Here is a 26782-nt window from a genome sequence, read left to right as displayed (position 1 = left end):
ACTCCTGTTACACGTCTTCACCAGCGTAATGGCAAGCCCTGGTCACACGATCGCCCGCACGGCAAGGGCATGGGTGACGAACGCGACAGACGCCCCTTCCACCATCGGGTGAGGAACCGGTCGAATCACGTTCTGCGCCGTTAGCCTTCGGCCTGTGACCAGCAAAAAGACGCAGAACACCATCGTCGGGGCGATCATGCTCGGGATGCTGCTGGCAGCGCTCGACCAGACCATCGTCTCGACCGCGTTGCCGACGATCGTGGCGGATCTCGGCGGGGCCAACCACCTGTCCTGGGTGGTGACGTCCTACCTACTCGCCGAGACGATCATGACGGTGCTGATCGGGAAGTTCGGCGACCTGTATGGCAGGAAGAAGGCGTTCCTGGCCAGCGTCGTGTTGTTCCTCGTCGGCTCGTTCTTCTCGGGCTGGGCCGATTCGATGGTGTGGCTGATCGCGTTCCGCGCCGTGCAGGGGCTGGGCGCCGGTGGCCTGATGGTGACGTCTTCCGCGGTCATCGCCGACGTGGTGCCGCTGCGCGAGCGCGGGAAGTACCAGGGCGCGATCGGGGCGATGTTCGGTGTCTCGACGGTCTGCGGTCCGCTGCTCGGCGGGCTGTTCGTGGACCACCTGAGCTGGCGCTGGGCGTTCTACGTCAACATCCCCCTTGGCGTGCTGGTCATCGTCGTCGCGGCGGCCGCGCTGCCGTCGGTGCGCTCGGCGCTGCAGCCGCGCATCGACTACCTGGGCATCCTGCTGATCGCACTGGCCTCGACGGGCTTGACGCTGGTGACGAGCTGGGGCGGCACCGAGTACGCGTGGGGTTCGCCGACGATCATCGCCATGGCCGTCGGGTCGGTGGTACTGCTCGCGTTGTTCGTGCTGGTCGAGACCCGGGCCGCGGAGCCGATGCTGCCGATGCGCCTGTTCCGCGGCCGGGTGTTCACGGTCGCGAGCGCGCTGAGTTTCATCGTCGGCTTCGCGATGCTCGGCGGTATCACCTATCTCCCGACATATCTGCAGCGTGTGCAGGGTGTGAGCGCGACCGAGTCCGGGTTGCGGATGCTGCCGCTCGTGGTCGGTCTGCTGCTGACGGCGATGCTGAGCGGCACGGTGATCAGCCGGACCGGTCGCTACAAGATCTTCCCGGTCGCCGGTTCGCTGGTCATGGCGCTCGGCTTGTTCCTGCTGTCCAATTTGGAGCAGAACACAAGTTTCTGGGTGACGTCGGGCTACATGATCGTGCTCGGACTGGGGCTCGGTTGCTGTATGCAGGTGCCGACGATCGTCGTGCAGAACACCAGTGACTACGAGGATCTGGGAGTCGCGACCTCGGGTGTGAGTTTCCTGCGGACACTCGGAAGTTCCTTCGGCGTGGCGGTTTTCGGCACGATCTTCAGCAACCATCTGCCCGCGCGGCCGACCGTGACGTCCTATGTGGATGCGATTCAGATGATGTTCCTCATCGCGGCGCCGATCGGCATCCTGTCGTTCCTTGTCGCGCTGTTCCTCAAGGAAATCCCCCTGCGCGACAGCACGAAGGCCGTCGCGTCGAACAGCAGCGGCTTCTCCGAACCGACCACGGGTGACTCGCGGCAGGAACTGGAGCGGGTCGTGGCGGCGTTGTGGCGCAAGCAGCGCGACGACCCGGGCCCGGCCATTCTCGCGCGCTCCGGCGTTCCGCTGACGCACGCGCAGGCCTGGCTGTTGGTGCAGATCTACCGCAACAGCGTGGAGGACGGCGACGCCACTCTGCACGAGGTCGCCGAGCAAACGTCGGTGCCTGCCGGGATTTTCGAGCCCACCGCGACGCAACTGGTCGATTCGGGATACCTCGACGAGGCCGACGGGCACTACCGGTTCAGCGGTCTCGGCACGGAAACCTGGACCCGCCTGGTCGGCGCGTGGCGCGTGTGGCTGCTGGCCGAGATCGCGGAACGAGAAGGCACCAAGGAGCACGATTTCCGTGCGTCCATCGAACAGATCGCCGAACAGCTCATCAGCAACGGCCGTGAACTCTCCACAGCGCGGCATGCGGTACCGGTGTAGCTAGCTGTTCGAGCAGCCGGTCACGCGTCCGGCGTCAGCGCCACGCGTCGGCGGCCGGACGGAATCCATCCACAGCCACCCACTTATCCACAGCTCCCCGATCCTCTCCCCCAAACCCCGGCTCCCTCAGGGCAAGCTGCTGAGTACCACCTCGACCAAGCCCGAAGGGGACGAACCGATGATCGACGCCATTCAGTCGCACCGCGCCCGCAATCGCGTACTGCGCGCAGAGTTCGTGGCCGCCGCGCTCACGGCATCGCCCGCCGGCACCTCGCGAAGCCGCACCGCCTCGCGAGTGCCGGCGGCTCTCAGAACGCGAAGGCCCCGGCTCCGGCCCAGTCGAGCGCGAACGACGGCGCCACCCCGAGCAGCAGCGTCACGACCACGCCGAGCGTGATCGCCGCGGTGGTGAACGCGCCCGGCACGGTCACCGTCGGCCCTTCGGGGGCGGGCTGAGAGAAGTACATCAGCACCACCACACGCAGGTAGAAGAACGCCGCCACCGCGCTGAACACCAGCGCGATCACCACCAGCGGCGCCATGCCGTCCGCCAGCGCGGCGGAGAACACCGCGAACTTGCCGACGAAGCCGCTGGTGAGCGGAATGCCCGCGAGCGCGAGCAGAAGGAAGGTGAACACCCCGGCGAGCACAGGCGAGCGTTTGGCGAGCCCGGCCCACGCGGACAGGTGCGTCGCCTCGCCCGAGGAGTCCCGCACGAGCGACACCACACCGAACGCGGCCAGCGTCGTGAAACCGTAGGCGAGCAGGTAGAACAGCGTGCCCGACAAGCCCTTGTCGGTCATGGCGATCGTGCCGACCAGCAGGAAACCGGCGTGCGCGATCGACGAGTAGGCGATCATGCGTTTGACGTCGGTCTGGGTAAGGCCGAGGATCGCGCCGATCACCATCGAGATGATCGCGACCGCCCAGAGCACACCGCGCCATTCCCAGCTGGTCGACTCGAAGCCGACCGTGAGCACACGCAGGATCCCGCCGAACGCGGCCACCTTCGTGCAGGCGGCCATGAACGCGGTCACCGGGGTCGGCGCGCCCTGGTACACGTCCGGGGTCCAGGTGTGGAACGGGCCGACCGAACCCTTGAACAGCAGACCCACCACGAGCAGGCCCAAACCGGCGAACAGCAACATGTCCGAGCGGTCCGAGCCCGCGGCGGCGTGCGCGATGTCGGCGAGCTTCACCGAGTTCGCGTACCCGTAGAGCAGCGCGAGCCCGTACAGGAAGAACGCCGACGAGAAGGCGCCGAGCAGGAAGTACTTCACGGCCGCTTCCTGCGACAGCAGCCGGCGCCGGCGGGCGAGGCCGCACATCAGATACAGCGGGAGGCTGAGCACCTCCAGCGCGATGAACATGGTGAGGAGGTCATTCGCGGCGCAGAAGGTCATCATGCCGCCGAGCGCGAACAGCGTCAGCGGGAACACCTCGGTCTGCATGCCGGTCGAGCCGACCTGGGCACGGTCCTGGAACGTGCCCGGCCGGATGGACGCCTGCGCGACGAACGCGCCGCCGGGTTCCACCGAACGGTCCGCGATCAGCAGGATGGCGCCGAGGGCCAGCGCGAGCAACGTGCCCCACAGGAACAGCGACGGCTTGTCCACCGAGATCGCGCCGGAGAAGGTGGTCAGCCCCGCCTTGGGCGAGCCGCTCACGTACACCGCGAGCGCGACGCCCGCGGCGGCGATCCCGGTCAGGCTGAGCACCACCTGTCCCGGCCAGCGCATGTGCCGTGGCAGGAAGGCTTCGAACAGCACGCTCACGCACGCCGCGGCGAGCACGATCAGCACCGGCAGGACGGCCGCGTACTCGATTTGCGGCGTCGCGATCTGCCCTTGCTGGGCCAGCACTCCGATCACTTTCAGTGCCCTCCTTGCACGGCCGAAAGCGTGGCCTGTACCGACGGTCCCACCGTGTCGAGCACGGGTTTCGGATAGAACCCGAGGCCGATGATCAGTACGACCATCGGCACCAGGATCGTGATCTCCTTGCCACCGAGATCACGGATGGTCTTGCGCGCGCCCAGCTCCGGCGTCATCGCGGTGCCCGGCCCACCGCCCGCGCCGACGAGCGCGTTGCCGCGCACCGGACCGGTCATGAGCCGCTGGTAGAGCCACAACACATAAGCGGCGGCGAGCACCATGCCGACGGTCGCCAGGATCGCGTACACCGGCTGGGTCTCGAACGCACCCAGCAGCACCAGGAACTCACTGACGAACGAGTTGGTACCAGGAAGGGACAAAGTGGACAGACCAGCGATGAGCAGCATGCCGCCCAGCAACGGAGTCACCTTGTACATCCCGCCGTAGTCCGAGATCCGCGTCGAACCACCGCGCGAGATCACCAGGCCGAGCACGACGATCAGCATTCCGGTCGCGAGGCTGTGGTTGAGCATGTAGGTCACGGATCCGACCGTCGCCTGCTGGGTGAAGGCGAAGATGCCCAGTGCGATGAAACCGAAGTGGGCGATGGACACGTAGGCGACGAAGCGCTTCATGTCCTGCTGCCCGGCCGCGAGGATCGACCCGTACAACACGCCGATCACGGCCAGCACGAGCACCAGCGGCGCGAGTGTCTTGCTGGCCTGCGGGAACATCGGCAGGCAGTAACGCAGGAAGCCGAAGGTGCCCACCTTGTCCAGCACGCCGACGATCAGTACGGCCACCCCGATCGGTGCCTCACCGGCCGCATCGGGCAGCCAGGTGTGGAAGGGCACGAGCGGCGCCTTGATCGCGAACGCGAGGAAGAAACCGAGGAACAACCAGATCTGTGTGCTCAACGGGGCGTCGCGAACGACCGTCACGAGCGTGGCCCAGTCGAACGTGCCCTTGCCCGGCACCAGCGCGTAGGCGCCGATCGCCGAGGCGAGCATGATCAGACCGCCGAGGAAGGAGTACAGGAAGAACTTCACCGCCGCGTACTGCCGGTTCGCACCGCCGTAGCCGCCGATGAGGAAGTACATCGGGATCAGCATGATCTCGAACAGCACGTAGAACAGGAACACATCGGTCGCGGCGAACACCGCGATGGTCAGCGCCTCCTGCACGAGGATCAGCGCGAGATAGCCGCCGGCACTGCGTCCCTCGGGCAGCTTGTCCGCCCTGCCCAGCATGCCCATCACGATCGGCACGAGGAACGTGATCACCGCGATCATGATGAGCGCGATGCCGTCGACACCGAAGGAGAGGTGAATGCCGAACGCGGGAATCCAGTCCATCGTGGTCGTCTGCTGCAGGCGCGCCCCGCTGGGGTGGTAGGTCGCCCACATCGGGATCATCAGGAAGAACTCGAGCACCGCGAACGCGAGCGCGACGTGCAGCGCGTCGTTGTCGTTCTTCCGCATTCCGGAAAGGACGACCGCGCCGACCAGCGGCAGCAGGATGAGGGCCAGTAGCCACGTCATGAGAACCTCACCAGAAGCAGAGCCGCGACCAGGACGAACGAACCGGCCAGCATGGACAGCGCATAGGACCGGACGAATCCGGTTTGGAGCCTTCGTAGTCGCCCGGAGCCGCCGCCGAGCGCGGCCGCGAGGCCGTTGACCGCGCCGTCCACTCCGCGGTTGTCGAGGAAGACCGAGAACCGGGTGAGCCACATGCCCGGGGTGGCGACCAGGGCCTCGTTGAGCGCGTTGCCGTAGAGGTCCTTACGCGCCGCCCGCACCAGCGGGGACACGTTCTGCGGCCGCTCGACCGGAGTTTCCCTGCGACCGACGACGAACCACGCGACCACCACACCCAGTGCGGAAAGGAGGATCGTCAGCCACGGGATGAGTGCCTGCGGCAGCACGCTGTGCCCGGCTTCGGTCAGCTCACCGAGCGAAGGAGTCAGCCAGTCGGTGAGCCGGTGGCCGAGCGAGAAGAACGCACCGGCGCCGACCGAGCCGATCGCCAGGATGATCATCGGGATCGTCATCACGCGCGGCGACTCGTGCGGGTGGAACTCCTTGCCGTCCTCGGTGCGCAGGTCCTTCCACCGCTCCTTGCCGAAGAAGGTCATCAGCACCAGGCGCGTCATGTAGAAGGCGGTCAGTGCCGCGCCGAGCAGGGCCGCGAGGCCGAACACCCAGCCGCGCCAGCCTTCCTGGCCGAACGCGGCCTCGATGATCGCGTCCTTGGAGAAGTAGCCCGACAGGAAGGGGAAGCCGATGAGTGCCAGGTAGCCGAGTCCGAAGGTGGCGAAGGTGATCGGCATTCGCTTGTACAGCCCGCCGAACTTGCGCATGTCGACCTCGTCGTTCATGCCGTGCATGACCGAACCGGCGCCGAGGAACAGCCCGGCCTTGAAGAAGCCGTGCGTGAGCAGGTGCATGATGCCGAGCGCGTAGCCGAACGGCCCGAGCCCGACGGCGAGCATCATGTACCCGATCTGGCTCACGGTGGAGTACGCGAGCACCTTCTTGATGTCGTCGTAGGCACAGCCGATGACGCATCCGATGAGCAACGTGACCGCGCCGACGAGGGTGACGATCAGCCGTCCGCTCTCGGTCTCGTTGAAGATCGGGTTCGCGCGGGCCACCAGGTAGACGCCCGCGGTCACCATGGTTGCCGCGTGGATGAGAGCCGACACCGGGGTCGGGCCTTCCATCGCGTCGGGAAGCCAGGCCTGCAGCGGGAACTGACCGGACTTACCGCAGGCACCGAGCAGGAGCAGGATCGCGATCGCGGTGATCACGCCGGGTGGCGCGTGACCGATGTTCGCGAACACGCCGGCGTAGGTGACGGTGCCGACGTACTTGAACATCAGGAAGATCGCCAGCGCCAGGCCGACGTCACCGACCCGGTTCATCAGGAAGGCCTTCTTCGCGGCGGTCGCGGCCGAGGGCCGGTCGGTGTACCAGCCGATGAGCAGGTAGGACGCCAGACCGACACCCTCCCAGCCGAGGTAGAGCGTCACGAAGTTGTTGCCGAGCACCAGAACCAGCATCGAAGCGACGAACAGGTTGAGGTACCCGAAGAACCTGCGCCGGTCGGGGTCCTCGGCCATGTAGCCGATCGAGTACACGTGGATGAGCGAACCGACGCCGGTGATCAGCAGGACGAACACCAGGGAGAGTGCGTCGATCCGGAACCCGAAATCGAGCGAGAGGTTGCCCACCGGGAACCACGAGTAGAACGTCGTGTCGGACGCGCTGCCGTTCTCCGAGAAGAACAGCACCAGACCGTACACAAAGGACGCGATGACGGTCGCGCAGCCGAGCAGGTGCCCCCACGCGTCGGTTCGCCTGCCGCCGGCCAGCAGAATCAGCGCGCCCAGAGCCGGGAACGCGACCAGCAGCCACGATGATGCGATCACTCTCGAGCTCCTAGTACTTGAGCAGGTTGGTGTCGTCGACCGAGGCCGAGCGCCGGGTACGGAAGATCGCCATGATGATCGCCAGCCCGACCACGACCTCCGCGGCGGCGACGACCATCACGAAGAACGCCATCACCTGGCCGTCGAGCCCTCCGTTGATCCGGGAGAAGGTGACGAGCGAGAGGTTCACGGCGTTGAGCATCAGCTCGATGCACATGAACACGACGATCGCGTTGCGCCGCACCAGCACGCCGACCGCGCCGATCGAGAACAGCAGTGCCGACAACAGCAGGTAGTAGGTGGGAGTCATTTCTCCTCCTCCGTACCGGCGGCGTGGGCCTCGCTCGCCGGATGGTTCCCGGCAGCCCCGCCGCTCGCGGATGCTTCACCGGTGTGCGACTCGCCCGCGCCGACCAGTGCGTGTGCGTCGGCGTGCGGCTCGGTGCCCTCCACGACCTTGCGCTCCGCTTCGAGCTGCGCCGTCGGGGTCGACTCGATGATCGCCGAGAGCGATTCCGGCGCGACCGATCCGTCAGGAAGCAACGCGGGGGTCGTGACGGAGTGGGAGGTGGCGAAGACGCCGGGCCCCGGTTTCGGCGAGATCCGCTCGTACTCGCCGCGGAAGCGGGCCTCGACCAGCTCCTTCTGCGTGCGGCGGCCGCGTTTCTCGGTGAAGGCCAGCACCATCGCGCCGAGTGCGGCCGTGATGAGCAGCGCGGAGGTGAGTTCGAACGGGAACAGGAAGTCGGTGAAGATCAGGCGGCCGAGCCCACCCGCGCCGCCGTTCGGCGGTGTCGCCGGGACGACGTTGGTGAAGGCGCGGGTCAGCGCCGTGGCCATCAGCCCGGCGATGCCGATGCCGAGGATCGTGCCCCAGAGCCGTTGCCCGCGAAGGACTTCCACCACCGAGTCGGAACTCTCCTTGCCGACGAGCATCAGCACGAACAGGAAGAGCATCATGATCGCGCCGGTGTAGACGATGATCTGGGTGAAGCCGAGGAACGGCGCCTGCTGCACGATGTACAGCACACCGAGCGAGAACATCGTCATCGCGAGGAACAGCGCCGAATGCACCGCCCCGCGCGCGAAGACCAGCCCGAGCGCCCCGAACAACGCGATCGGCCCGAGAATCCAGAACGCGACGGCCTCGCCGGTGGACACCGTCTGGTCAACGCCCTGCGCGAGAATTAACGAGGTCATCATCGAGTCACCCCCGCACGGATCACGACACGTCGCGCGGACCAGCGCTCGGCGTCACCCGCGCGCGAAGTCTCGGCACGGCGCCCCTGCGAGGTCACGCCGCCGCTCGCGCGCGAAGTCTCGGCACGGCCCGCGCGGGAGGTCACGCCGCAGTCCGCGCCCGTGGACTCGCCAAGGCGCACGTGTGAGGCCACGCCGCCGCGCCCATGCGCGGTCACGCCACGGCACTGCTCACCGGTCGGCGCCGGGAATGCGCGGCCCATCATGAGATCACCTGCTCGTGGGTGGTTTCCACCGTTTCCCCGGCCGGGACTCCCCGGCCGCGCGCCAGCTCCGGGCCGTTGACGTAGTAGTCCTGCTCGTCGTCGCCGAGGCGCATCGGGTGGGGTGGTTGTTCCATGCCCGGCAGCAGCGGCGCCAGCAGATCTTCCTTCGTGTAAATCAGCCGCTGGCGGTCGTCGTCGGCGATTTCGTAGAAGTTGATCATAGTCAGGGAGCGGGTCGGGCAGGCCTCGATGCACAGGCCGCAGCCGATGCAGCGCAGGTAGTTGATCTGGTAGTCCTTGCCGTACCGCTCACCCGGCGAGTAGCGCGCTTCCTCGGTGTTGTCGCCGCCCTCGACGAAGATCGCGTCCGCGGGGCACGCCCACGCGCACAGCTCACACCCGACGCACTTCTCCAGACCGTCCGGATGCCGGTTCAGCTGGTGCCGGCCGTGGTAGCGCGGCGCCGCGGGGGCGCCGATCTCCGGATACTCCTCCGTCGCCACCTTCTTGAACATCATCGAGAAGGTGACCCCGAAACCCTTGAGGGGATCAAACATTCCCATCGGAACTCCCTACCTGGGCAGGTTCGCCGGACCGCACGGCCCGGCGACGCTTCTTCTTCGTGCGGTCCGGCACCTGCGGCACCTTCAGATCCAGCGGCGGCAACGGATACCCGCCGCCGGTGATCGGCACGACGTCTTCCTCCGGCACCCGCTTCTCCGGCACCAGCAACGCGATCGCGATCGCCACGACGATGACCACGGCGCCGCCGATCAGGATCTGCGCCGTCGTCAGCCCGCCGCTGTTGCGGATGGCGCGGATCGCCGACACGACCACGATCCACACGAGGTTCGCCGGGACCAGGATCTTCCAGCCCAGCTTCATGAACTGGTCGTAACGGAACCGCGGCAGCGTGCCGCGCAGCCAGATGAAGCCGAACAGCAGGGCGAACAGCTTGATGCCGAACCAGATGATCGGCAGCCAGCCCTTGTTCAGCGGCGAGTCGAGGCCGACGAACGGGAACATCCAGCCGCCGAGGAACAACGTCGTGCAGAACGCCGAGACGATCACCATGTTGACGTACTCGGCGAGGAAGAACATCGCGAACTTCATCGACGAGTACTCGGTGTGGAAGCCGCCGACCAGCTCCGACTCCGCCTCCGGCAGGTCGAACGGGGCGCGGTTGGTCTCACCGACCATGGAGATCAAATAGATCACGAAACTCGGCAGCAGCAGGTAGAAGTACCAGCCGTGCGCCTGCGCGTTGACGATGTCCCCTGTGGACAGTGACTGCGCGTACAGCACCACCGCCACGATCGACAACCCCATCGCGATCTCGTAGGAGATCACCTGCGCCGCCGACCGGAGCCCGCCGAGCAGCGGGTACGGCGAGCCGGAGGACCAGCCCGCCAGCACGATCCCGTACACACCCACCGACGAGCAGGCCAGGATCACCAGCACCCCGACCGGCAGATCGACCAGCTGCAGCACCGTGCGGTGCCCGAAGATCGACACCTCCGGACCGAACGGGATCGCCGCCAGCGCGATCAGCGACGGCACCACCGCGATCACCGGCGCCAGGAAGTACACCTTCCGGTCCGCGGTGTCGGGAATGATCTGTTCCTTGAACGGCAGCTTCAACGCGTCGGCGAGCGACTGCAGGTAACCGCCGGGCCCGACGCGGTTGGGCCCGGGCCGGTTCTGCATCCGGCCGACCGCCTTGCGCTCCCACACGATCAGGAAGATCGTCAGGATCGGCCCGATGAGCAGGATCACGACGGCCTTGATCAGGATCAGCCACCAGGGGTCGTCGGCCAGCAGCTCGGCCCTGGTCATCGGCTCCGGTGCCTGTGCCAGCAACGGGATCATCGCGCACCTCCATGCCCGACCTGCGTAGCCGCCACGACCAGCGGCCGGGCGCCCGCACTGCTCCGCCCGGCACCGCTTCGCGCCGGGCCGCCGGGAATCCGCGACCCGCGCGCCACGGCACCGCTCGACGCGGGCGGCACACCCATCGAGAACCCAGTCATTCCGCACCTCCGCGGATCGACACCACAGCCCCGTGCCCGGCCCCGAGTGTGGCGCGGACGGTCGAGCCGTCCGAGTTCGCCGGGAGCCAGACCACTCCTTCGGGTAAGTCGGCCGCCTCGACGGGCACCGTGATCGCGCCCCGGTCGGTCGACACCGTCACCGTCTCGCCGAGTTTCTCCGCCATCCCCGGCGACACTCGCGCGACGACCTTGCGCGCGGTGCCGGCCAGGTGCGGCTCGTCGACCTGCAGCGACCCCTTGTCCAGCAGTTGCCGCCAGGTCGACAGCCGCGTTTCGCCGTTCACCGAACCCGCCGGAACCGCCGTGAAGGACGCCCGCGCCGAGGCGGTGCCCAGCCGGGACAACTCGCCGTAGGCCGCGGCCGGAGTCTGGGTGAACAGGTCCGCGTCCATCTCGACGGCGAGCGTGTCGAGCACCCGGCAGTCCGAGAGGGCCCCGGTGTTCTCGATCGTCGTGTCGAACTCGCGGCGACGGCCTTCCCAGTTGACGTAGCTGCCCGCCTTCTCGACGTCCGGCGCGATCGGCAGCACCACGTCGGCGTGCTCGGTGACCGCGCTCGGCCGCAGTTCTAGACTCACCACGAACGACGCCTTCTTCAGCGCCTCCACAGCGAGTGCGGGGTCCGGCAGGTCGAGCGGGTCGACACCGCCGACCACCGCGCCGGACAGCCAACCGTTCGCCAGTGCGGTGACGATCCCCGCGGTGTCGCGGCCCGGGGTGGCGGGAATCGAGACGCCCCAAGCCTTTTCGATCTCCGCGCGGGCGGCGGCGTCGGCCACCGGGCGGCCACCGGGCAGCAGCGCCGGCGCCGCACCGGCCTCCAGCGCGCCCCGCTCACCGGCGCGGCGCGAAATCCACGCGACCCGGGCGCCGGTTTGCGCGGACAACGCGTCCACCGCCGAGAACAGGCCGGGCACCTCGGCCGCACGCTCGCCGACCAGGATCACCGCGCCCTCGGCCGACAACGCGGCGTGCAGGTCGCCCGCGTGCTGCGCGAGCCCGGCCAGCGCCGCCGGTTCACCACCGGGCGCGCAAGCCAGCAGCTCACCGAAGGTCTTGCGCACCGACGTCGTCGTCCACTGTCCCAAGTGGACGACCTTGGTGCCGCGCTTGCGAGCCGCCTTGCGCAGCCGCAGGAACACGATCGGCGCCTCGTCCTCGGGCTCGAACGCCACGCACAGCACCGTCGGAGCGTGCTCCAGCGCCGCGAACGTCACGCCGTCCTCCGGGCCCACACCGACCACCCGCGAGGCGAGGAACGACAGCTCCTCGTCCGAATGCGCCCGCGCCCGGAAGTCGATGTCGTTGGTGTGCAGGGCGACCCGCGCGAACTTCGCGTACGCGTACGCGTCCTCCGTCGTCAGCCGCCCGCCCGCGAGAACGCCGACGCCGCCGTTGTCACGAGCCGCGGCCAGCCCGGCCGCCGCGACGCGCAGCGCCTCGGTCCAGGACGACTCCTCCAGCTCGCCCGACTCGGAGCGGACGAGCGGGCGCCGGATCCGGTCCTCGGCCTGGGCGTACCGGAACGCGAAGCGCCCCTTGTCGCAGATCCATTCCTCGTTGACGTCCGGGTCGTTGCCCGCGAGCTTGCGCATCACCTTGCCGCGCCGGAAATCCGTGCGCTCGGCGCAGCCCGACGAGCAGTGCTCGCACACGCTCGGCGAGGACACCAGATCGAACGGACGGGAGCGAAACCGGTACTGCGCCGAGGTCAGCGCGCCGACCGGGCAGATCTGGATCGTGTTGCCGGAGAAGTAGGACTCGAACGGCTTGCCCGAAGACGTCTTCGAGGCCATGTCGGCATCTTGCGGGGCACCCGCACCCAGTCGGTCCTCCTGCGCCCCCGCTCCTGCGTCGCGGCGGCTTCGTGCGGCGCCTCCGATCACATCCGCCGTCTCCGCAGTCCCGATCTGCTGATGCCAACCCCGCTCCAGCAGGTCGATGAACGGGTCACCGGCGATCTGCGCGGAGAACCGCGTACACCGCTGGCACAGCACGCACCGCTCGCGGTCGAGCAGCACCTGCGTGGAGATCGGCAGCGGCTTCGGGAAGGTCCGCTTCGTGTCGACGAACCGGGAATCCGCACGGCCGTGTGCCATCGCCTGGTTCTGCAGCGGGCATTCGCCGCCCTTGTCGCAGATGGGGCAGTCCAGCGGATGGTTGATGAGCAGCAGCTCCATCACACCCTGCTGCGCCTTGTCCGCGACCGGCGACGTGAGCTGCGTCTTGACGACCATCCCGTCGGCGACCGTCATCGTGCACGAGGCCTGCGGTTTCGGCATCGGCCGCCCGCCCATCTCGACCTCGACGAGGCACTGCCGGCACGCACCTGCCGGGTCGAGCAGCGGGTGATCGCAGAACCGCGGGATCACCGTGCCGAGGCGTTCCGCGGTGCGAATCAGCAGCTCGCCCTTCGGCGCGATGACCTCCTCGCCGTCGATCGTGAGCTTCACGTGGCCCTCGGGGACCTCGACCTTGGGCTCTTCAGGCGCCATCGTCATGACTGCGCTCCCACCAACTCGCGCTTGTTGCTCTCGCACAAGGCCAGGAACTCGTCCCGGAAGTACTGGATGCCGCTGGTGATCGGGCTGACCGCACCGTCACCGAGCGCGCAGAACGCCCGGCCCAGGATGTTGTCGCACACATCGAGCAGCGTGTCGATGTCCTCCTCGGTGCCCCGGCCGTCGACCATCCGCTCCAGGATCTGTGCGAGCCAGTACGTGCCCTCCCGGCACGGCGTGCACTTGCCGCAGGACTCGTGCTCGTAGAACTTGGTCCACTTCATCACCGCCCACGGCACGGAGACCGTCTCGTTGAAGACCTGGACCGCGGTGGTGCCGAGCATCGAGCCCGCCTCGGCCGCGCCCTCGAAGTCGAGCGGGATGTCGAGATGGTCCGCGGTGAACATCGGCGTGGACGAGCCGCCCGGCGTCCAGAACTTCAGCGGTATGCCGTCCTTCATGCCGCCGCACAGCTCCAGCAACTCGCGCAGCGTCGTGCCGAGCGGGGCCTCGTACTGACCCGGCCGCTCGACGTGCCCGGAGATCGAGTAGATCTTCGGGCCCGGCGACTTCTCCCGGCCCATCTGGCGGAACCAGTCGGAACCGCCGAGCACGATGTAGGGCACCGACGCGATGCTCTCCACGTTGTTGACCGTGGTCGGCGCGGCGTACAGGCCGGCGGCGGCGGGGAACGGCGGCTTCAGCCGGGGCTGGCCGCGGCGCCCTTCGAGCGAGTCGAGCAGCGCCGTCTCCTCACCGCAGATGTAGGCACCCGCGCCCGCGTGCACGGTGATGTCGAGGTCGAAACCCGAATCCAGGATGTTCTTGCCGAGGTAACCCGCGTCGTAGGCCTCGCGCACCGCCGAGTTCAGCCGGCGGATGCAGTGCAGCGCCTCGCCGCGCACGTAGATGAAGCAGTGGTGCGAGCGCATCGCGTACGAGGCGATGACGCAGCCCTCGATCAGCGAATGCGGGTCCGCCATCATCAGCGGAATGTCCTTGCAGGTACCCGGTTCGCCCTCGTCCGCGTTGATGACCAAATAATGAGGCTTGTCCTCGTTGGGCGGCATGAACGACCACTTGAGCCCGGTCGGGAAACCCGCGCCGCCGCGGCCGCGCAGTCCGGCGTCCTTGACCAGCTGGACGAGCTGCTCCGGCGTGCCGCGCAGCGCCTTGCGCAGCCCCTGGTAGCCCTCGAGCTGCTCGTACACCGACAGCCGCCACGAGTTCGGCGAAAGCCAGCGCTTGGTGAGCACTGGGGTCAGCGGATCGCTCATTTCTTCTCCACCTCCGGCAGCGGCGCGTCCTCGGCGACCGGCGCCGTCCAGCCACGCTCGGCCGCGAGCTGCGCACCACGCAACGTCTCGACCGCCTGCGACGGACCGTCTACTTCGGACCTGTAGATCTGCTCGTCCTCCGGGAAGAACCCGGCCAGCTGCCGCTCGGCGCCCTTGAAGTCGGTCAGCGGCGCACCACGCGTGGGTGCGGGTTTTTCCCCGCGCCGCAACGCATCCACCAGCTCGACCGCGGACTCGGTCGTCTGGCGGTCGTAGTACTCGTAGTTGACCTGCAGCACCGGCGCGAGATCGCAGGCCGCCAGGCATTCGGCGTGCTCGAGCATGATCGAGCCCTGCTCGCCCGGCTCGCCGGCGACCTCCTCGTGCCCGACGCCGAGATGCTCGGACAGCTTCTTGTAGATCGCGTCCCCGCCGAGCGCCGCGCACAACGTGTTGGTGCAGACGCTGACGAGGTGCTCACCGCACGGACGCCGCTTGTACATCGTGTAGAACGTGACGACGGCGCCGACCTCGGCCTCGGACAGGTCGAGCTGGCGGGCGCAGAAGTCGACGCCCTCCTGACTCACGTAACCCTGCACGGACTGCACGAGGTGCAGCATCGGCAGCAGCGCCGACCGCGACTGCGGATACCGGGCGATCAGTTCCTGCGCCTTCGCGACGACGTCCTCGTCGAACAACTGAACTTGTGACTCTGTACTCAACGGTCAACTCCACCCATCACGGGGTCGATCGAGGCGACCGCGGCGATCACGTCCGCCACGAGCCCGCCCTCGGACATCGCGGGCATCGACTGCAGGTTCACGAAACTGGGTTCGCGCACGTGCACCCGCATCGGCCGGGTGCCGCCGTCGGACACGACGTGGAAGCCCAGCTCCCCGCGCGGCGACTCGACCGGCGCGTACACCTGGCCCGGCGGCACCTTGAAGCCCTCGGTGACCAGCTTGAAGTGGTGGATCAGCGATTCCATCGACTGGCCCATGATCTTGCGGACGTGCTCGAGCGAGTTGCCCATGCCGTCGCTGGAGATCGACAGCTGCGCGGGCCACGCGATCTTCTTGTCCTCCACCATGACCGGGCCCGGCTCGTCGAGCCGCTTGAGGGCCTGCTTGATGATCCGCAGCGACTGGTGCATTTCCTCGACGCGGCAGAGGTAACGCCCCCAGCAGTCGGCGTCGGTCGAGGTCGGGACGTCGAACTCGAACTCGTCGTAGGAGGAGTACGGCTCGACCTTGCGCAGGTCCCATGGCAGCCCCGCCGAACGCAGCACCGGACCGGTGACGCCGAGCGCGAGGCAGGCGTCGATGGGCAGGTAGCCGACGCCCTTGAGCCGGTTGCGCCAGATCGGCTGGCCGGTGAACAGCTTGTCGTACAAGGGAAGCCGCTTGTCCATCACCTTGATGAACTCGCTGATCTTCTGCTTCGCGTCGGTCGGGAGGTCCTGCGCGACCCCGCCGGGCCGGATGAACGCGTGGTTCATCCGCAGCCCGGTGAGGAACTCCAGCAGGTGCAGCACTTCCTCGCGCTCGCGGAAACCGAGCGTCATCGCGGTGGTGGCGCCGAGTTCCATGCCGCCGGTCGCGATGTAGACCAGGTGCGAGCCGATCCGGTTGATCTCGCACAGCAGCACCCGGATCAGCTGCGCCCGCTTGGGCACCTCGACCTGCAGCAGCTTCTCCACCGCGAGGCAGTAGCCCAGCTCGTTGAACAGCGGGGACAGGTAGTCCATCCGCGTCACGAACGTGACGCCCTGGGTCCACGTGCGGTATTCGGTGTTCTTCTCGATGCCGGTGTGCAGGTAACCGATGACCGATCGCAGCTGCGTGACGGTCTCGCCTTCCAGCTCCAGCACGAGCCTGAGCACGCCGTGCGTGGACGGGTGCTGCGGACCCATGTTGATGACCATGCGCTCGTCGTGCACGGCGTCGGAGAGGACGTCGTCCCAGTCCCCGCCACTGACGTTGTACACGCGGCCCTCGGTGGTCTCGCGTGACTCCGCGTACTCGGTGCTGCTCGCACCCTCGGGCGTGGTGTCGGTGCCGGTCGTGACGTCGGACAGTCGTTCGGTGTTGGTCATGAGTACGACCTCCGCTGATCGGGCGGCGGGATCTCCGCGCCCTTGTACTCCACCGGAATCCCGCCGAGCGGGTAGTCCTTGCGCTGGGGGAAACCGTCCCAGTCGTCCGGCATCAGAATCCTGGTCAGCGCCGGGTGCCCGTCGTAGACGATGCCGAACATGTCATAGGTCTCCCGCTCCTGCCAGTCGGCGGTCGGGTAAACCTCCACAATGGACGGCAGATGCGGGTCCTCGATATCGAGGGTGACCTCGAGCCGGATGCGCCGCCGATAGGTCATCGAGGTCAGGTGGTACACCGAGTGCAGCCGCTGCGGCACCTCGGGGCCGTAGTCCACACCGGACACCGAACTGCACAGTTCGAAGCGCAGCCCGGCGTCGTCGCGCAGGATGCGGCACATCTCCACCAGGCGCGATTTCTCGACGTACAAGGTGATTTCGCCGCGGTCGACGGTGATCTGCAGCACCGACTCCGCGGGAATGTCGTGCTCGGCGAGCGCGGCGAAGAACTGGTCGGCGAACTCGTCGAACCAGCCGCCGAACGGGCGCTCCGCGGGCGGCGGCGTGTAGGCGGGCAGCCGCAGCCCGCCGTAACCCGAGGTGTCGCCACTGTCGTGGACACCGAACATGCCCTTGCGCGCGCGGCCGGCGACGACCGGCTGCGCCGGGCGGACCCCGGTGGGCTCCAGCCCCGTCTCCGCCCGTTCGGCGCTGGACTGCTCGCCGCCGGTCTCCGGTTTCTGTTCAGGCATCGCGGATCACTTCTTCGCGTACTTGATCGACGAGGCAACGAGTTCGGTGCGCTTGCCGGCCCGCAGCGCGGCGCGGCGCGGCCCCATCGGCTCGTCCTGGATCTTGGCGTGCAGCTTGAGAATCGCGTCGAGCAGCATCTCCGGCCGCGGCGGGCAGCCGGGCAGGTACATGTCGACTGGCACGATGTGGTCCACACCCTGCACGACCGCGTAGTTGTTGAACATGCCGCCCGAGGAAGCGCACACGCCCATCGCGAGCACCCAGCGCGGCTCGGCCATCTGGTCGTAGATCTGCCGCAGCACCGGCGCCATCTTCTGGGTCACCCGGCCCGCGACGATCATCAGGTCCGCCTGCCGCGGCGTCGCGCTGAACCGTTCCATGCCGAAGCGCGCGATGTCGTAGCGCGACCCGCCGGTGGTCATCATCTCGATCGCGCAGCACGCGAGCCCGAAGGTCGCGGGCCACAGGGAGTTCTTGCGTGCCCAGTTGACCAGACCTTCGAGGCTGGCCAGCAGGATTCCGTTGGGGAGCTTCTCTTCCAGACCCATGACAGTTCCCTAGTTCCAGTCGAGCCCGCCGCGCCGCCATACGTAGGCGTAGGCGAAGCCGACCGTGGCGATGAACAGCACGATCTCCACCAGGCCGAACAGGCCGAGCACGTCCGCGTTCACCGCGAACGGGTAGAGGAAGACCATTTCGATGTCGAACAGGATGAACAACATCGCGGTGATGTAGTAGGCGACCGGCATCCGGCCGCCGCCCACCAGCGGCTGCGGCGACGGTTCGATGCCACATTCGTAGGCCTGCAGCTTCGCCTTGTTGTACCGGCTCGGGCCGACGAGGGGGCCGAGCAGCACCGACAACACGGCGAAAGCCGCCGCCAGGACGAACAACAGAACCAGTGGCACGTACATCGCCGGGCTCGTTGGCGCGGCCTGTGCGACTAACACGGCGTGACCCATCCCTTCCGCTCCGTCGCGGGGCTTGTGAATTTGTTCACAAGCTTCCCGACGAAATTGTGAAGCGGTTCACAAAGCATGGGGGCAGTGTAGGACGTGCCTCACATCGTTGTCGCGGGGTCTCTTGTTTAAGGCAGGCCTAACCTTCGACAGGTCCGATAAGGGACCTCAGGCCCTAGACCTGGGACAAAAGGATCAAGATCGGGCGAGGCGCCGACTTATACGGAGAGTCAATGTGACGTAACCCACGCGAGGTGCGTCACACGCTCGGGGTAAGGCGCGCCGCGAGTGAGATCATCCGGTCCACCACGTCGCCGCCCTTGGCGTCGTAACAACCGGAAAGACCCTTGTAGATCAGCGGAATCAGAGGGTTGACACGAAGGCCGTACTTCGTCGCCGCGCGCATCACCTTCGGCTTGCCGATGGCCTTCGCGAACACGTTGCCGAGCCGGTAGTAGCCACCCATCAGCTCCTTCAGTGCCAGTGGGTAACCGTTCAGCGCCCGCTCGCGCGACGGCCCCGCCGGCCGGGCGAGGGCCTGCACCACGAACTCGGCCGCGAGTTGCGCCGACTCCATGGCGGCCGAAATGCCCTCGCCGTTGAACGGGCTGACCATCCCGCCCGCGTCGCCGAGCAGCAGCAGCCCGTCGCGGTAGTGCGGGGTGCGGTTGAACCCCATGGGCAGCCCGGCGCCACCGATCCGGCCGACCGCGTTCTCCTCGCGGTAGCCCCATTCCTCCGGCGTCGAGTCCAGCCATTGCCGCATCAGGGCGCGATAGTCGGTGTTGCGGAAGGACTTCGTGGTGGACAGCATGCCGAGCCCGACGTTCACGGTGCCGTCGCCGAGCGGGAACGCCCAGCCGTAGCCCGGCAACAGCTCCGGGCGGCGCGGATCGCTGCGGTCCCACAGCTCCAGATGACCCTCGATGAACGGGTCGTCGTGGCGCGGGCTCTTGTAGTAGCGGCGCACCGCGACGCCCATCGGCCGTTTGTCGTCGGTGTCGATGCCGACCGAGCGCGCGAGCCGCGCGGACACCCCGTCGCACGCGAGCACGAGCGGCGCGCGGTAGCTGACCGGCGTCTTCTCCGGGCCCGTCTTGGCTTCGACGCCGATGACCCGTCCGGTGCGCTCGTCGGTGATCGCGCCGGTCACGGTGGTGCGTTCCTGCAGGCGCGCGCCCGCCTTGACCGCGGTCTTCGCCAGCAGGTCGTCGAAGTCGTGCCGGGTGCGGGAGACACCGTAGGGCGGGTAGCTGGTCAGCTCCGGCCAGTCGAGTTCGAGCGTCAGGTCGCCGGTGAGAATGCGCAGGCCACGGCTGTGCACCCAGCCCGCTTCCGCACTCGTGTCCAGCCCGAGGTCGATCAACTGCTTGACGCCACGAGGGGTCAGGCCGTCACCGCAGACCTTCTCCCGCGGGAACGCGGTCTTCTCCAGGACCAGCACGTCGACCCCGGCACGCGCCAGGTAGGTGGCCACGGTCGATCCGGCGGGTCCGGCGCCGACGACGATTACCTGGGCGTCGTGAGTCATACCCTTACTCTACGGGGGGCTTGATCGCGCGATGGATGGCGACGACGCCGAAGGTGAGGTTGAGCCATTCGACGTTGCGCCAGCCCGCGGCCGCGATGGTCTCCGCGAGCGTGCGCTGATCGGGCCACGCGGCCATCGATTCGGCCAGGTAGGAATAGGCCTCCGGGTTGCTGGAGGTGAACCGGCCCAGCAGGGTCATCGCGCGCAGCAGGAACTTGCGGTAGACGAACCGGATCGGCGGGAACGGAGGCGTCGAGACCTCGCAGATCACCAGCCTGCCGCCGGGCTTGACCACGCGGGCGATCTCGACCAGCGCGGCTTTGGTGTCCACGAAGTTCCGGATCCCGAAACTGATCGTCGCCGCGTCGAAGGCCTCGTCGGCGAAGGGAAGGTGCAGCGCGTCCGCGGCGACCATCGGTACGCCGCGGTGCTTGCCGCTCCGGAGCATGCCCACCGAGAAGTCGGCCGCAAGGCACCACGCCCCACCGCGGGCGTACTCGCTGGTGGAGACTCCGGTGCCGGCGGCGAGGTCGAGGATGCGCTCCCCCCGTTCGGCGTCGAGCACGCGTGCCGTCGTGGTGCGCCAGCGGCGGTCGAACCCGAAGGTCATGAACGAGTTCGCGCGGTCGTACCCGGCCGCGACGCCGTCGAACATGGCCGCGACCTCGTGTGGGTCCTTGTCGAGGTTCGCTCGGGACATGCAGTGAACTTAATTGCCGGCGGCCCGCTCGCCGCTGTGGGGGTGGTCCTTCGATCGAATGAACCACGTGTGGAAATCGATCTTGGCGGCAAGCAGAAGGAGTATGTGGAGAAGGACGACACTCGCGCTGGCGGTTGCCTCCCTCACGGGTCTCGGCACCGTCGCGGCGCACGCGGACGAGCAACCGAAACTCGCGATCAATCACGATTTCGCCGATCCCGGCATACTCGACACCGGTTTCGGCTATCGCGCCTACTCGACCAACAGCGACGCCGGCCGGATCCCGACCGCGACCGCCCCGAAGGCGGACGGGCCGTGGACCATCCGCGGCGACGCACTGCCCACCGCACCTTCGTGGACCGCACCGGACGCCGGTTTCTGGGCGCCGGACGTGACGCAGCGCTCGGACGGCAAGTACCTGATGTACTTCGCGGCCAACAACGCCGCCGGTGGCGACATGTGTGTCGGCGCCGCCACCAGCTCCCAGCCCGGCGGCCCCTTCGCCCCCACCGGCACCCCGGCAGTCTGCGACCGGGGTGGTGACATCGATCCGCAGGGCTTCACCGACCGCGGGCACCGGTACCTGCTGTACAAGAGCAACGCCGCGCCGACGACGATCTGGCTGCAGGAAGTGGGGTCCGACGGGCTCACCCCACGCGGCCCGCGCACTCCCCTGCTGCACGCGGACCGCCCGGAGGAGAACGGAAACGTCGAGGCGCCCGCGCTCGTCAAATCCGGTTCCCGCTACCGCCTCTACTATTCGGCGGCCGATTTCGCCAGTCCCGACTACCACACCTCCTACGCCGATTCGCCGTCGATCACCGGTCCCTACGCGAAAAACGACGCGCCCGTCCTCAGCACCGGCGGGCCGCTGCGCTCTCCGGGTGGCGCCGACGTCGCCGGCGGCCACCTGTTCTTCCACTCCTGGCTCGGCGACGGGCATCAGGCACGCGGAATGTACGTGAAATAAGGAGAAACGGGGCCCGGCCTCCCCAGGCCGGGCCCCGCATCCGCTCGTCACTTGCCCTGTGCGGACCCACCGTCGACGATGCCGCCGGAAGCGCAGTTGTAGGGCTGCTTGTCCATTCCGGTGGTCGGATTCTCGCCCGGGGACAGGATCGGCACACCGACGCCGTTGAGCGAGTGCCGGATCGGCACCTGAACGCCGAGTGCGTTGATGTCGTTGCCGCAGGCGCCGAGCACGCCGTTGACGTTGTGCGCGACGTCGACGTTGTGCACGTTCACCAGGCCGACCTGGCCGCCGCCGTCGTCGTGGCCGTGGCCGTGGCCTCCCTCGCTCGCCGAAGCGACACCGCCGAACATCAGCAGCCCGGTCGCGGCGGTCGCGGTCACGAGACCGATCTTCTTGAGCACCAATAACTCCTCGGGTTTGTCTGGGACAGGGAAACGGGCCCGTGTGAACGAGATTGGCAGTCTCGCGCCGACTCAAACAACCGAGGACACGATCGTGTAAGGATCGCGGGAAGGCTTGTCACACAACAGGGTTGGGCACGTTTAGGCTCTGCATCGCACTCAGCATTCCGCGCACCGAGGACGTCCAGGTGAACTCCTCCGCACGCGCCCGTGCGGCGGCACGCCTTGTCTCCTCCGGACTTTCGAGCAACCCCGTCACCGCGGAGGCGAACGCGAGCGGTACGTCCGGCACGGCGGCACCACACCCCGGCCGCACGATTTCCCGCAGCGCGGAAGAGGCCGACACCACCACCGGCGTGCCCGAGGCGAGCGCCTCCAACGCGGCGAGGCCGAACGTCTCGTGCGGCCCCGGCGCGAGCGACACGTCCGCGCTCGCCAGCAGTTTGGCGACCTCCGCGCGGTCGGACAGAAAACCGAGGAATGTCACGGGTAATCCACGCGCCCGCCGCTCCAGCGCCCGCCGCCGGGGGCCGTCACCGGCGATGACCAGCCGGACCCGGTCACCCGACTCGGTCAGCTCGGCCACGGTGTCCACGCTGCGCTCGACGTGTTTCTCCGGCGACAAGCGTCCACAGTGGACGAGCAGCGCGTCCGCGCCCTCGGCCAGCGTGTACCGCCAGCCGTCGTCGCGATACCGCGGCGCGAAGGTGGTCAGGTCCACGCCCAGCGGAACCCGCTGCACGTTGGGCGCGCCGATCCGGTCGAACTCCTCACGGGCGAAGGAGGTCGTGCACACGACCCGGTCGTAGCTGCCGGCCATCCGCCGGTTGGCGGCGTCGGCGAGGCGGCGCGCCAGCGGGCTCGGCATGAGGAACTGCTCCAGCAGCCGGTCCAGCCGCTCGTGGGAGATCACCATGCTGGGCACCTCGTTGCGGCGGGCCCACGTGCCCATGCCGCGCAACGTCAGCCGGTCCGAGACCTCCAACCGGTCCGGTTCCAGACGCCGCAACAGGGTTCGCACGCGGTACGGGTCGACGGCGCGGTAACCGCCGGTGCCCGGGATTCGCGGCGCGGGCAGGGTGTAGCGCCGCACACCTGTGGCCAGGATCTCCTCGGCGTAGCGCGTGCCGGGAACGACGAGCGTGACGATGTGCCCGCTCGCGACATACCCGGCGCCGAGGTGGTGCAGCGCCGTGCGCAGTCCGCCGGAGCGAGGGCCGTAGAAGTTGGCCAGCTGGACGATGTGCATGCCGCGGCCGCTCACGCAGCGCGGGCGATGCGGCCCGTCACGGCCTCGTAGTGCCCGACGAGTTCCGCGCAGACGGCGGGCCAGGTGCGGCCGAGTACGACCTTGCGTGCCTTGTGCCCCAGTCGTTCACGCAGCGCCGCGTCACGCAGATTGTTCACCTTCGCGACAAGTTCCCGTTCGAAGCCGGCCCGGTCTGCGGGCAGCAGATAACCGGTGCGGCCGGGTAGGACGAGGTCCCTCGGTCCGCCCGCGTCCGGAGCGAGCACCGGCAGCCCGGAGGCCATCGCCTCCTGCACGGCCTGGCAGAAGGTCTCGTGCGGACCGGTGTGGACGAACACGTCGAGGCTGGCGTAAGCGGCGGAGAGATCGTCGCCGTAGCGGGCGCCGAGGAAGGCCGCGTCCGGAATCCGTTCCCGCAGCGGTTCGAGCTCGGGCCCGTCGCCCACCACGACGACGCGTACCCCGTCCATGCCCGCGAGCGCGACCAGCCGGTCGACCTCCTTCTCGGGCGCCAGCCGTCCCACGAACCCGACCAGCAGTTCCCCGTTCGGCGCGAGTCGCGCGCGCAGCCCGGGGTCGGCGTGCCCCGGCGAGAACCGTTCGATGTCCACGCCGCGGCCCCACTTGTGGACGCGGGGGATGCCGTGTTCGAGCAGGTTGTTCATCGAGTCGGTGGACGGCGCCAGCGTGCGGTCGGCCCGCGAGTGCAGCCTGCGCACCCAGCGCCACGCGGCCCGCGCGCCGAGGCCGAGGCCGTACGCGGTGGCGAAGCCGGGAATGTCGGTCTGATACACGGCGACGGTGGGGATGCGCAGGCGTCTCGCGGCGGCGAGCCCGCGCGCGCCGACGACGAACGGCGAGGCCAGGTGCACCACGTCCGGCGCGAAGGCCGTCATCGCGGTGAGCACGGTTCCGGTGGGCAGCCCGATCGGCAGGGAGTTGACCACGGGCAGGTCCACCGCGGGGATGCGGATCACCGGAGCGCCTTCGTACTCGGCGGGACCGGTCAGTCCGGGGGCGATCACGATCACGTCGTGACGGCGTTCCCGCAGGTGCTCCACGACTCGCAGCACGGAGTTCGTAACGCCGTTGACCTGCGGAAGGAAGCTTTCGGTGACGATGGCGACGCGCACGGGGCTCAAGGTTTCACGAAGCCCGGTTCGCCCGGAAACGGGTTTGTGACGACTGTGAGAACGCTGCCGGAACTCTTCGAAGCTCGCCCCGATTGGTCTGCCCGGACTACACACTTCATCTGTACGTAGCCCTCCGGACACTCTCGGCCTCCACACTAGACCGGCGTGACACTCTTATCCGCCCGCCCGTCCCAGCCGGTCGAACCCGGCCTGCTGTCACGAGCGCTCGAGGTCGCTGGACGGCTGGCCAACGATGCCACCGACGTGATCACCGCGACCGCCGGACGAGGGGCACATCCCGATGTCAAGGATTCGCCGTTCGACTGGGTCACCGACACCGACCGGACCCTCGAGCGGCACACCCGACGTGTGCTGACCGCGGAGTTCCCCGGGATCCCGGTGGTCGGCGAGGAGTTCGGCGCCGATCACGGTGCGGCGGGCGCGCCGTACCGTTGGGTGGTCGACCCGGTCGACGGCACGGCGAACTACGTGGCCGGCGTGCCGTGGTGCGCGTACTCGCTGGCGTTGATCGACGCCTCGGGCCCGGTGGTCGGCGTGGTCGCCGATCCGTACCGGGCCCAGATCTACGCCGCCGCCCGCGGTCGCGGCGCCCGCGCGAACGGGAAGCCGGTGAAGCTGGTGGACCGCGGCAGCACGAAGGGCGCGATCGTGTGCACCGAGCTGGCGCGCAAGGGCCCGTGGCCCGGCATGGGCGAGTTCATCGAACGCGCGGCGGCGGCCCAGTCCGGCGTGCGCGTCCTTGGCTGCGCCGCGCTGGCGATCGCTCAGGTGGCGCTCGGCCACGCGACGGCCGCGGTGCTGCACAGCTACCACGAGTGGGACGTCGCGGGCTCGGTGGCGCTGGCCATCGAGGCGGGGGCCGTGGTCCTGGACCGCCGCGGCGCGGGCACGGCCCTACCCGCGGACGGCCTACTGGTAGCAGCCCCCAGCGTGGCCGAAGAAGTCCTGTCCTGGTGGCAGGAAACCGCCACCCCCCTCTAACCCGCGAGTCCAGCCTTCCCCGCCCCCGAGTCCAGACTTATGCGCGCGCGAGTCCAGCTTTCCCTGCGCCCGAGTCCGGCCTTCCGCGCGCCCGAGTCCGGCCTTCCGCGCGCCCGAGTCCAGACTTATGCGCGCGCGAGTCCAGCTTTCCCTGCGCCCGAGTCCGGCCTTCCACGCGCCCGAGTTCGGGTTTCCAGGTGCCCGAGTCCGGACTTCTGCGCGCGAGTCCTGGTCTTCGTGAGCCCGAGTCGAGACTTCCATGCGCCCGAGCTGGGGTTCTTGCGAGCCCGAGTTCGAATCTCCGCGCATCCAAGTTCCGGCTTCCGAGTCCGGAGCTCCACGCGTCCGAGCTCCGGTCTTCGCGAGCCCGAGTCCAGACTGCCGAGCGTCCGAGTTCGGCCTTCTGCGAGCGCGAGTTCGGTGTTCTGTGAGCGCGAGTTGGCCTCGTACGAGCTTGAGCCCGGACTTTCCTGGTTACTCGGTGAAGCCTCGTCGCTGAAGGGCCGCTCTGATTCGCGCGATCAGAGCGCTCGGCTCCTTCAGATCGTCGATGCCGGCCCGGATGATCACCCAACCGCGGCGCCGCAGATCTTCATCGCGTCTTGCGTCGCGGTCCTGACGATGCTCATGAGCTTCGTAGCCGTCGTACTCGAGGCCGACCTGCGCCGCGTTCCAAGCGAAGTCCAGGCGGTAGATCTCCCTGCCCTCGAGGTCGCGAATCACGAACTGCGGCTCCGGCAGTGGTAGGCCAGCGTCCGCGACTGTTAACAGTAGCCAGCTCTCCATCGGCGACTCGACACGTCCGCTCGCCAGATCAAGCAAGGAAAGCCCCTGACGACGACCCCGCGGATCCGGCCGCGTCCTGATTCGCTCCTCCACGCAGGCACGGAATTCCGCGCGCTCGCTCCCGGGCACCAAGGCGAGTGCCTGGTCGGCGCACGACATCGCGGTTCGACGATCATCGCGGCAAAGCACCTCGGCCAGCGCGACTTCGAGAACGACCGTCCGCAACCCGCCAATCTCGACGACGTCCTGCGGTTTGACTGCTCCGCGGTGAACCACCAGGCCTGCCCTTCGCTCGACATTGCGGAAGTAGGGGACGGTGACGTGGATCGGAGCGGGTTCGGCGCAAGCGCACCCGTGCAGAACCAGCGCACTTTGCCCGCTGAGCATCGCCTCCGGCCCGGCGAAGAGCAGCGACGCCGCAGCGCGGGTGGGACTGTAAAACGAGCGGTGTAATTCCCGATCATGGAAGTGCACCTGATGACCGACATGATGTCCGGCGTGGAGAACGCTGAGGACTTGAACCCCGTGTCCGGGCTGGATGGCCTGGACGAGCA

At 68.2% G+C, this 26782-nt stretch carries 24 protein-coding genes; 3 read left to right on the top strand and 21 right to left on the bottom strand.

All coding sequences use genetic code 11. From position 1 onward, the window contains the following. Positions 1–196 precede the first annotated feature (196 nt). The gene (locus HFP15_RS22905) at positions 197–2047 is read left to right on the top strand and encodes an MDR family MFS transporter (protein WP_168518859.1); all 1851 of its coding nucleotides are present in this window, start codon (positions 197–199) and stop codon (positions 2045–2047) included. A 308-nt stretch (positions 2048–2355) separates the two neighbouring features. Here HFP15_RS22905 and nuoN read toward each other — a convergent pair whose 3' ends face one another. The 17 genes from nuoN to HFP15_RS22820 all read right to left on the bottom strand — a co-directional run bounded on the left by nuoN (position 2356) and on the right by HFP15_RS22820 (position 20684). Further along, on the bottom strand, positions 2356–3918 hold the full coding sequence (nuoN, locus tag HFP15_RS22900) for an NADH-quinone oxidoreductase subunit NuoN (RefSeq protein WP_168518778.1): 1563 nt from the start codon (positions 3916–3918) through the stop codon (positions 2356–2358). Between the two features lie 2 nt (positions 3919–3920). Then, positions 3921–5462 (bottom strand): NADH-quinone oxidoreductase subunit M, encoded by a 1542-nt coding sequence (locus HFP15_RS22895; RefSeq protein WP_168518777.1) that lies wholly within the window; start codon positions 5460–5462, stop codon positions 3921–3923. Further along, complete coding sequence (gene nuoL / locus HFP15_RS22890; RefSeq protein WP_168518776.1) at positions 5459–7354, bottom strand: NADH-quinone oxidoreductase subunit L; 1896 nt, start codon at positions 7352–7354, stop codon at positions 5459–5461. Before nuoL ends, HFP15_RS22895 begins: the two co-directional genes overlap by 4 nt. A gap of 10 nt (positions 7355–7364) precedes the next feature. Further along, a complete protein-coding gene (gene nuoK / locus HFP15_RS22885) occupies positions 7365–7664 on the bottom strand; it encodes an NADH-quinone oxidoreductase subunit NuoK (RefSeq protein ID WP_017986452.1) in 300 nt (99 codons plus the stop codon). Further along, positions 7661–8557, bottom strand: coding sequence for an NADH-quinone oxidoreductase subunit J (locus HFP15_RS22880; RefSeq protein ID WP_246271961.1), 897 nt, complete (start codon positions 8555–8557; stop codon positions 7661–7663). Before HFP15_RS22880 ends, nuoK begins: the two co-directional genes overlap by 4 nt. Beyond that, entirely contained in the window at positions 8554–8820 is a 267-nt protein-coding gene (locus tag HFP15_RS22875) for a hypothetical protein (RefSeq protein WP_168518775.1), read from the bottom strand. The genes HFP15_RS22880 and HFP15_RS22875 overlap by 4 nt, the downstream gene beginning before the upstream one ends. Next, on the bottom strand, positions 8817–9383 hold the full coding sequence (gene nuoI, locus HFP15_RS22870; RefSeq protein ID WP_168518774.1) for an NADH-quinone oxidoreductase subunit NuoI: 567 nt from the start codon (positions 9381–9383) through the stop codon (positions 8817–8819). The genes HFP15_RS22875 and nuoI overlap by 4 nt, the downstream gene beginning before the upstream one ends. Beyond that, positions 9370–10689 carry an NADH-quinone oxidoreductase subunit NuoH gene (gene nuoH, locus HFP15_RS22865; RefSeq protein WP_168518773.1) on the bottom strand — a complete coding sequence of 440 codons (1320 nt, stop codon included), beginning with the start codon at positions 10687–10689 and terminating at the stop codon, positions 9370–9372. The genes nuoI and nuoH overlap by 14 nt, the downstream gene beginning before the upstream one ends. Positions 10690–10846: 157 nt before the next feature. After that, positions 10847–13372, bottom strand: a complete 2526-nt coding sequence (locus tag HFP15_RS22860; protein ID WP_168518772.1) for an NADH-quinone oxidoreductase subunit G — start codon at positions 13370–13372, stop codon at positions 10847–10849. After that, the gene (gene nuoF / locus HFP15_RS22855; protein ID WP_168518771.1) at positions 13369–14649 is read right to left on the bottom strand and encodes an NADH-quinone oxidoreductase subunit NuoF; all 1281 of its coding nucleotides are present in this window, start codon (positions 14647–14649) and stop codon (positions 13369–13371) included. The genes HFP15_RS22860 and nuoF overlap by 4 nt, the downstream gene beginning before the upstream one ends. Further along, positions 14646–15371 carry an NADH-quinone oxidoreductase subunit NuoE gene (gene nuoE, locus HFP15_RS22850; RefSeq protein WP_168518770.1) on the bottom strand — a complete coding sequence of 242 codons (726 nt, stop codon included), beginning with the start codon at positions 15369–15371 and terminating at the stop codon, positions 14646–14648. The genes nuoF and nuoE overlap by 4 nt, the downstream gene beginning before the upstream one ends. Beyond that, positions 15368–16744: an NADH-quinone oxidoreductase subunit D gene (locus HFP15_RS22845; RefSeq protein WP_168518769.1), complete on the bottom strand. Its 1377-nt coding sequence runs from the start codon at positions 16742–16744 to the stop codon at positions 15368–15370. Before HFP15_RS22845 ends, nuoE begins: the two co-directional genes overlap by 4 nt. After that, a complete protein-coding gene (locus HFP15_RS22840) occupies positions 16741–17493 on the bottom strand; it encodes an NADH-quinone oxidoreductase subunit C (RefSeq protein WP_168518768.1) in 753 nt (250 codons plus the stop codon). Before HFP15_RS22840 ends, HFP15_RS22845 begins: the two co-directional genes overlap by 4 nt. A gap of 6 nt (positions 17494–17499) precedes the next feature. Then, entirely contained in the window at positions 17500–18042 is a 543-nt protein-coding gene (locus tag HFP15_RS22835) for a NuoB/complex I 20 kDa subunit family protein (protein ID WP_168518767.1), read from the bottom strand. A gap of 9 nt (positions 18043–18051) precedes the next feature. Then, complete coding sequence (locus HFP15_RS22830) at positions 18052–18456, bottom strand: NADH-quinone oxidoreductase subunit A (RefSeq protein WP_168518766.1); 405 nt, start codon at positions 18454–18456, stop codon at positions 18052–18054. A 256-nt stretch (positions 18457–18712) separates the two neighbouring features. Next, entirely contained in the window at positions 18713–19984 is a 1272-nt protein-coding gene (locus tag HFP15_RS22825; RefSeq protein WP_168518765.1) for a geranylgeranyl reductase family protein, read from the bottom strand. A gap of 4 nt (positions 19985–19988) precedes the next feature. Next, positions 19989–20684 (bottom strand): demethylmenaquinone methyltransferase, encoded by a 696-nt coding sequence (locus tag HFP15_RS22820; RefSeq protein WP_168518764.1) that lies wholly within the window; start codon positions 20682–20684, stop codon positions 19989–19991. A gap of 103 nt (positions 20685–20787) precedes the next feature. On the opposite strand from HFP15_RS22820, the gene HFP15_RS22815 reads away from it, so the two are divergent. After that, a complete protein-coding gene (locus HFP15_RS22815) occupies positions 20788–21654 on the top strand; it encodes a glycoside hydrolase family 43 protein (protein WP_168518763.1) in 867 nt (288 codons plus the stop codon). A 47-nt stretch (positions 21655–21701) separates the two neighbouring features. On the opposite strand, the gene HFP15_RS22810 is transcribed toward HFP15_RS22815, so the two are convergent. The 3 genes from HFP15_RS22810 to HFP15_RS22800 all read right to left on the bottom strand — a co-directional run bounded on the left by HFP15_RS22810 (position 21702) and on the right by HFP15_RS22800 (position 24440). Beyond that, complete coding sequence (locus HFP15_RS22810; RefSeq protein ID WP_168518762.1) at positions 21702–22058, bottom strand: hypothetical protein; 357 nt, start codon at positions 22056–22058, stop codon at positions 21702–21704. 118 nt (positions 22059–22176) lie between these two features. Beyond that, positions 22177–23307 (bottom strand): glycosyltransferase, encoded by a 1131-nt coding sequence (locus HFP15_RS22805; protein WP_168518761.1) that lies wholly within the window; start codon positions 23305–23307, stop codon positions 22177–22179. 11 nt (positions 23308–23318) lie between these two features. Beyond that, complete coding sequence (locus HFP15_RS22800; protein WP_312871708.1) at positions 23319–24440, bottom strand: glycosyltransferase family 4 protein; 1122 nt, start codon at positions 24438–24440, stop codon at positions 23319–23321. A 165-nt stretch (positions 24441–24605) separates the two neighbouring features. Here HFP15_RS22800 and HFP15_RS22795 point away from each other — a divergent pair, with 165 nt between their 5' ends. Next, on the top strand, positions 24606–25442 hold the full coding sequence (locus tag HFP15_RS22795; RefSeq protein WP_168518759.1) for an inositol monophosphatase family protein: 837 nt from the start codon (positions 24606–24608) through the stop codon (positions 25440–25442). Between the two features lie 474 nt (positions 25443–25916). Here HFP15_RS22795 and HFP15_RS44290 read toward each other — a convergent pair whose 3' ends face one another. Further along, complete coding sequence (locus HFP15_RS44290) at positions 25917–26228, bottom strand: DUF559 domain-containing protein (protein WP_446680251.1); 312 nt, start codon at positions 26226–26228, stop codon at positions 25917–25919. Between the last annotated feature and the right edge of the window lie 554 nt (positions 26229–26782).

The sequence above is a fragment of the Amycolatopsis acididurans genome (genome assembly GCF_012328925.1).
Lineage (GTDB): Bacteria > Actinomycetota > Actinomycetes > Mycobacteriales > Pseudonocardiaceae > Amycolatopsis_E > Amycolatopsis_E acididurans.
The sequence above is the reverse complement of the archived record's forward strand: the minus strand, read 5'-3'. Positions and strand labels throughout refer to the sequence as shown.

What these genes read in the sequence shown, in the direction of transcription:
- HFP15_RS22805 (WP_168518761.1), bottom strand. Translation starts at nt 23,307, where the DNA reads ATGCACATCGTCCAGCTGGCCAACTTCTACGGCCCTCGCTCCGGCGGA.
- nuoI (WP_168518774.1), bottom strand. Translation starts at nt 9,383, where the DNA reads ATGGGAATGTTTGATCCCCTCAAGGGTTTCGGGGTCACCTTCTCGATG.
- nuoK (WP_017986452.1), bottom strand. Translation starts at nt 7,664, where the DNA reads ATGACTCCCACCTACTACCTGCTGTTGTCGGCACTGCTGTTCTCGATC.
- nuoF (WP_168518771.1), bottom strand. Translation starts at nt 14,649, where the DNA reads ATGAGCGATCCGCTGACCCCAGTGCTCACCAAGCGCTGGCTTTCGCCG.
- HFP15_RS22845 (WP_168518769.1), bottom strand. Translation starts at nt 16,744, where the DNA reads ATGACCAACACCGAACGACTGTCCGACGTCACGACCGGCACCGACACC.
- HFP15_RS22895 (WP_168518777.1), bottom strand. Translation starts at nt 5,462, where the DNA reads ATGACGTGGCTACTGGCCCTCATCCTGCTGCCGCTGGTCGGCGCGGTC.
- HFP15_RS22825 (WP_168518765.1), bottom strand. Translation starts at nt 19,984, where the DNA reads ATGACTCACGACGCCCAGGTAATCGTCGTCGGCGCCGGACCCGCCGGA.
- nuoH (WP_168518773.1), bottom strand. Translation starts at nt 10,689, where the DNA reads ATGATCCCGTTGCTGGCACAGGCACCGGAGCCGATGACCAGGGCCGAG.
- HFP15_RS22835 (WP_168518767.1), bottom strand. Translation starts at nt 18,042, where the DNA reads ATGGGTCTGGAAGAGAAGCTCCCCAACGGAATCCTGCTGGCCAGCCTC.
- HFP15_RS22860 (WP_168518772.1), bottom strand. Translation starts at nt 13,372, where the DNA reads ATGACGATGGCGCCTGAAGAGCCCAAGGTCGAGGTCCCCGAGGGCCAC.
- HFP15_RS22815 (WP_168518763.1), top strand. Translation starts at nt 20,788, where the DNA reads ATGTGGAGAAGGACGACACTCGCGCTGGCGGTTGCCTCCCTCACGGGT.
- HFP15_RS22830 (WP_168518766.1), bottom strand. Translation starts at nt 18,456, where the DNA reads ATGGGTCACGCCGTGTTAGTCGCACAGGCCGCGCCAACGAGCCCGGCG.
- HFP15_RS22905 (WP_168518859.1), top strand. Translation starts at nt 197, where the DNA reads ATGCTCGGGATGCTGCTGGCAGCGCTCGACCAGACCATCGTCTCGACC.
- HFP15_RS22840 (WP_168518768.1), bottom strand. Translation starts at nt 17,493, where the DNA reads ATGCCTGAACAGAAACCGGAGACCGGCGGCGAGCAGTCCAGCGCCGAA.
- HFP15_RS22875 (WP_168518775.1), bottom strand. Translation starts at nt 8,820, where the DNA reads ATGATGGGCCGCGCATTCCCGGCGCCGACCGGTGAGCAGTGCCGTGGC.
- HFP15_RS22880 (WP_246271961.1), bottom strand. Translation starts at nt 8,557, where the DNA reads ATGATGACCTCGTTAATTCTCGCGCAGGGCGTTGACCAGACGGTGTCC.
- HFP15_RS22820 (WP_168518764.1), bottom strand. Translation starts at nt 20,684, where the DNA reads ATGTCCCGAGCGAACCTCGACAAGGACCCACACGAGGTCGCGGCCATG.
- HFP15_RS44290 (WP_446680251.1), bottom strand. Translation starts at nt 26,228, where the DNA reads ATGGAGAGCTGGCTACTGTTAACAGTCGCGGACGCTGGCCTACCACTG.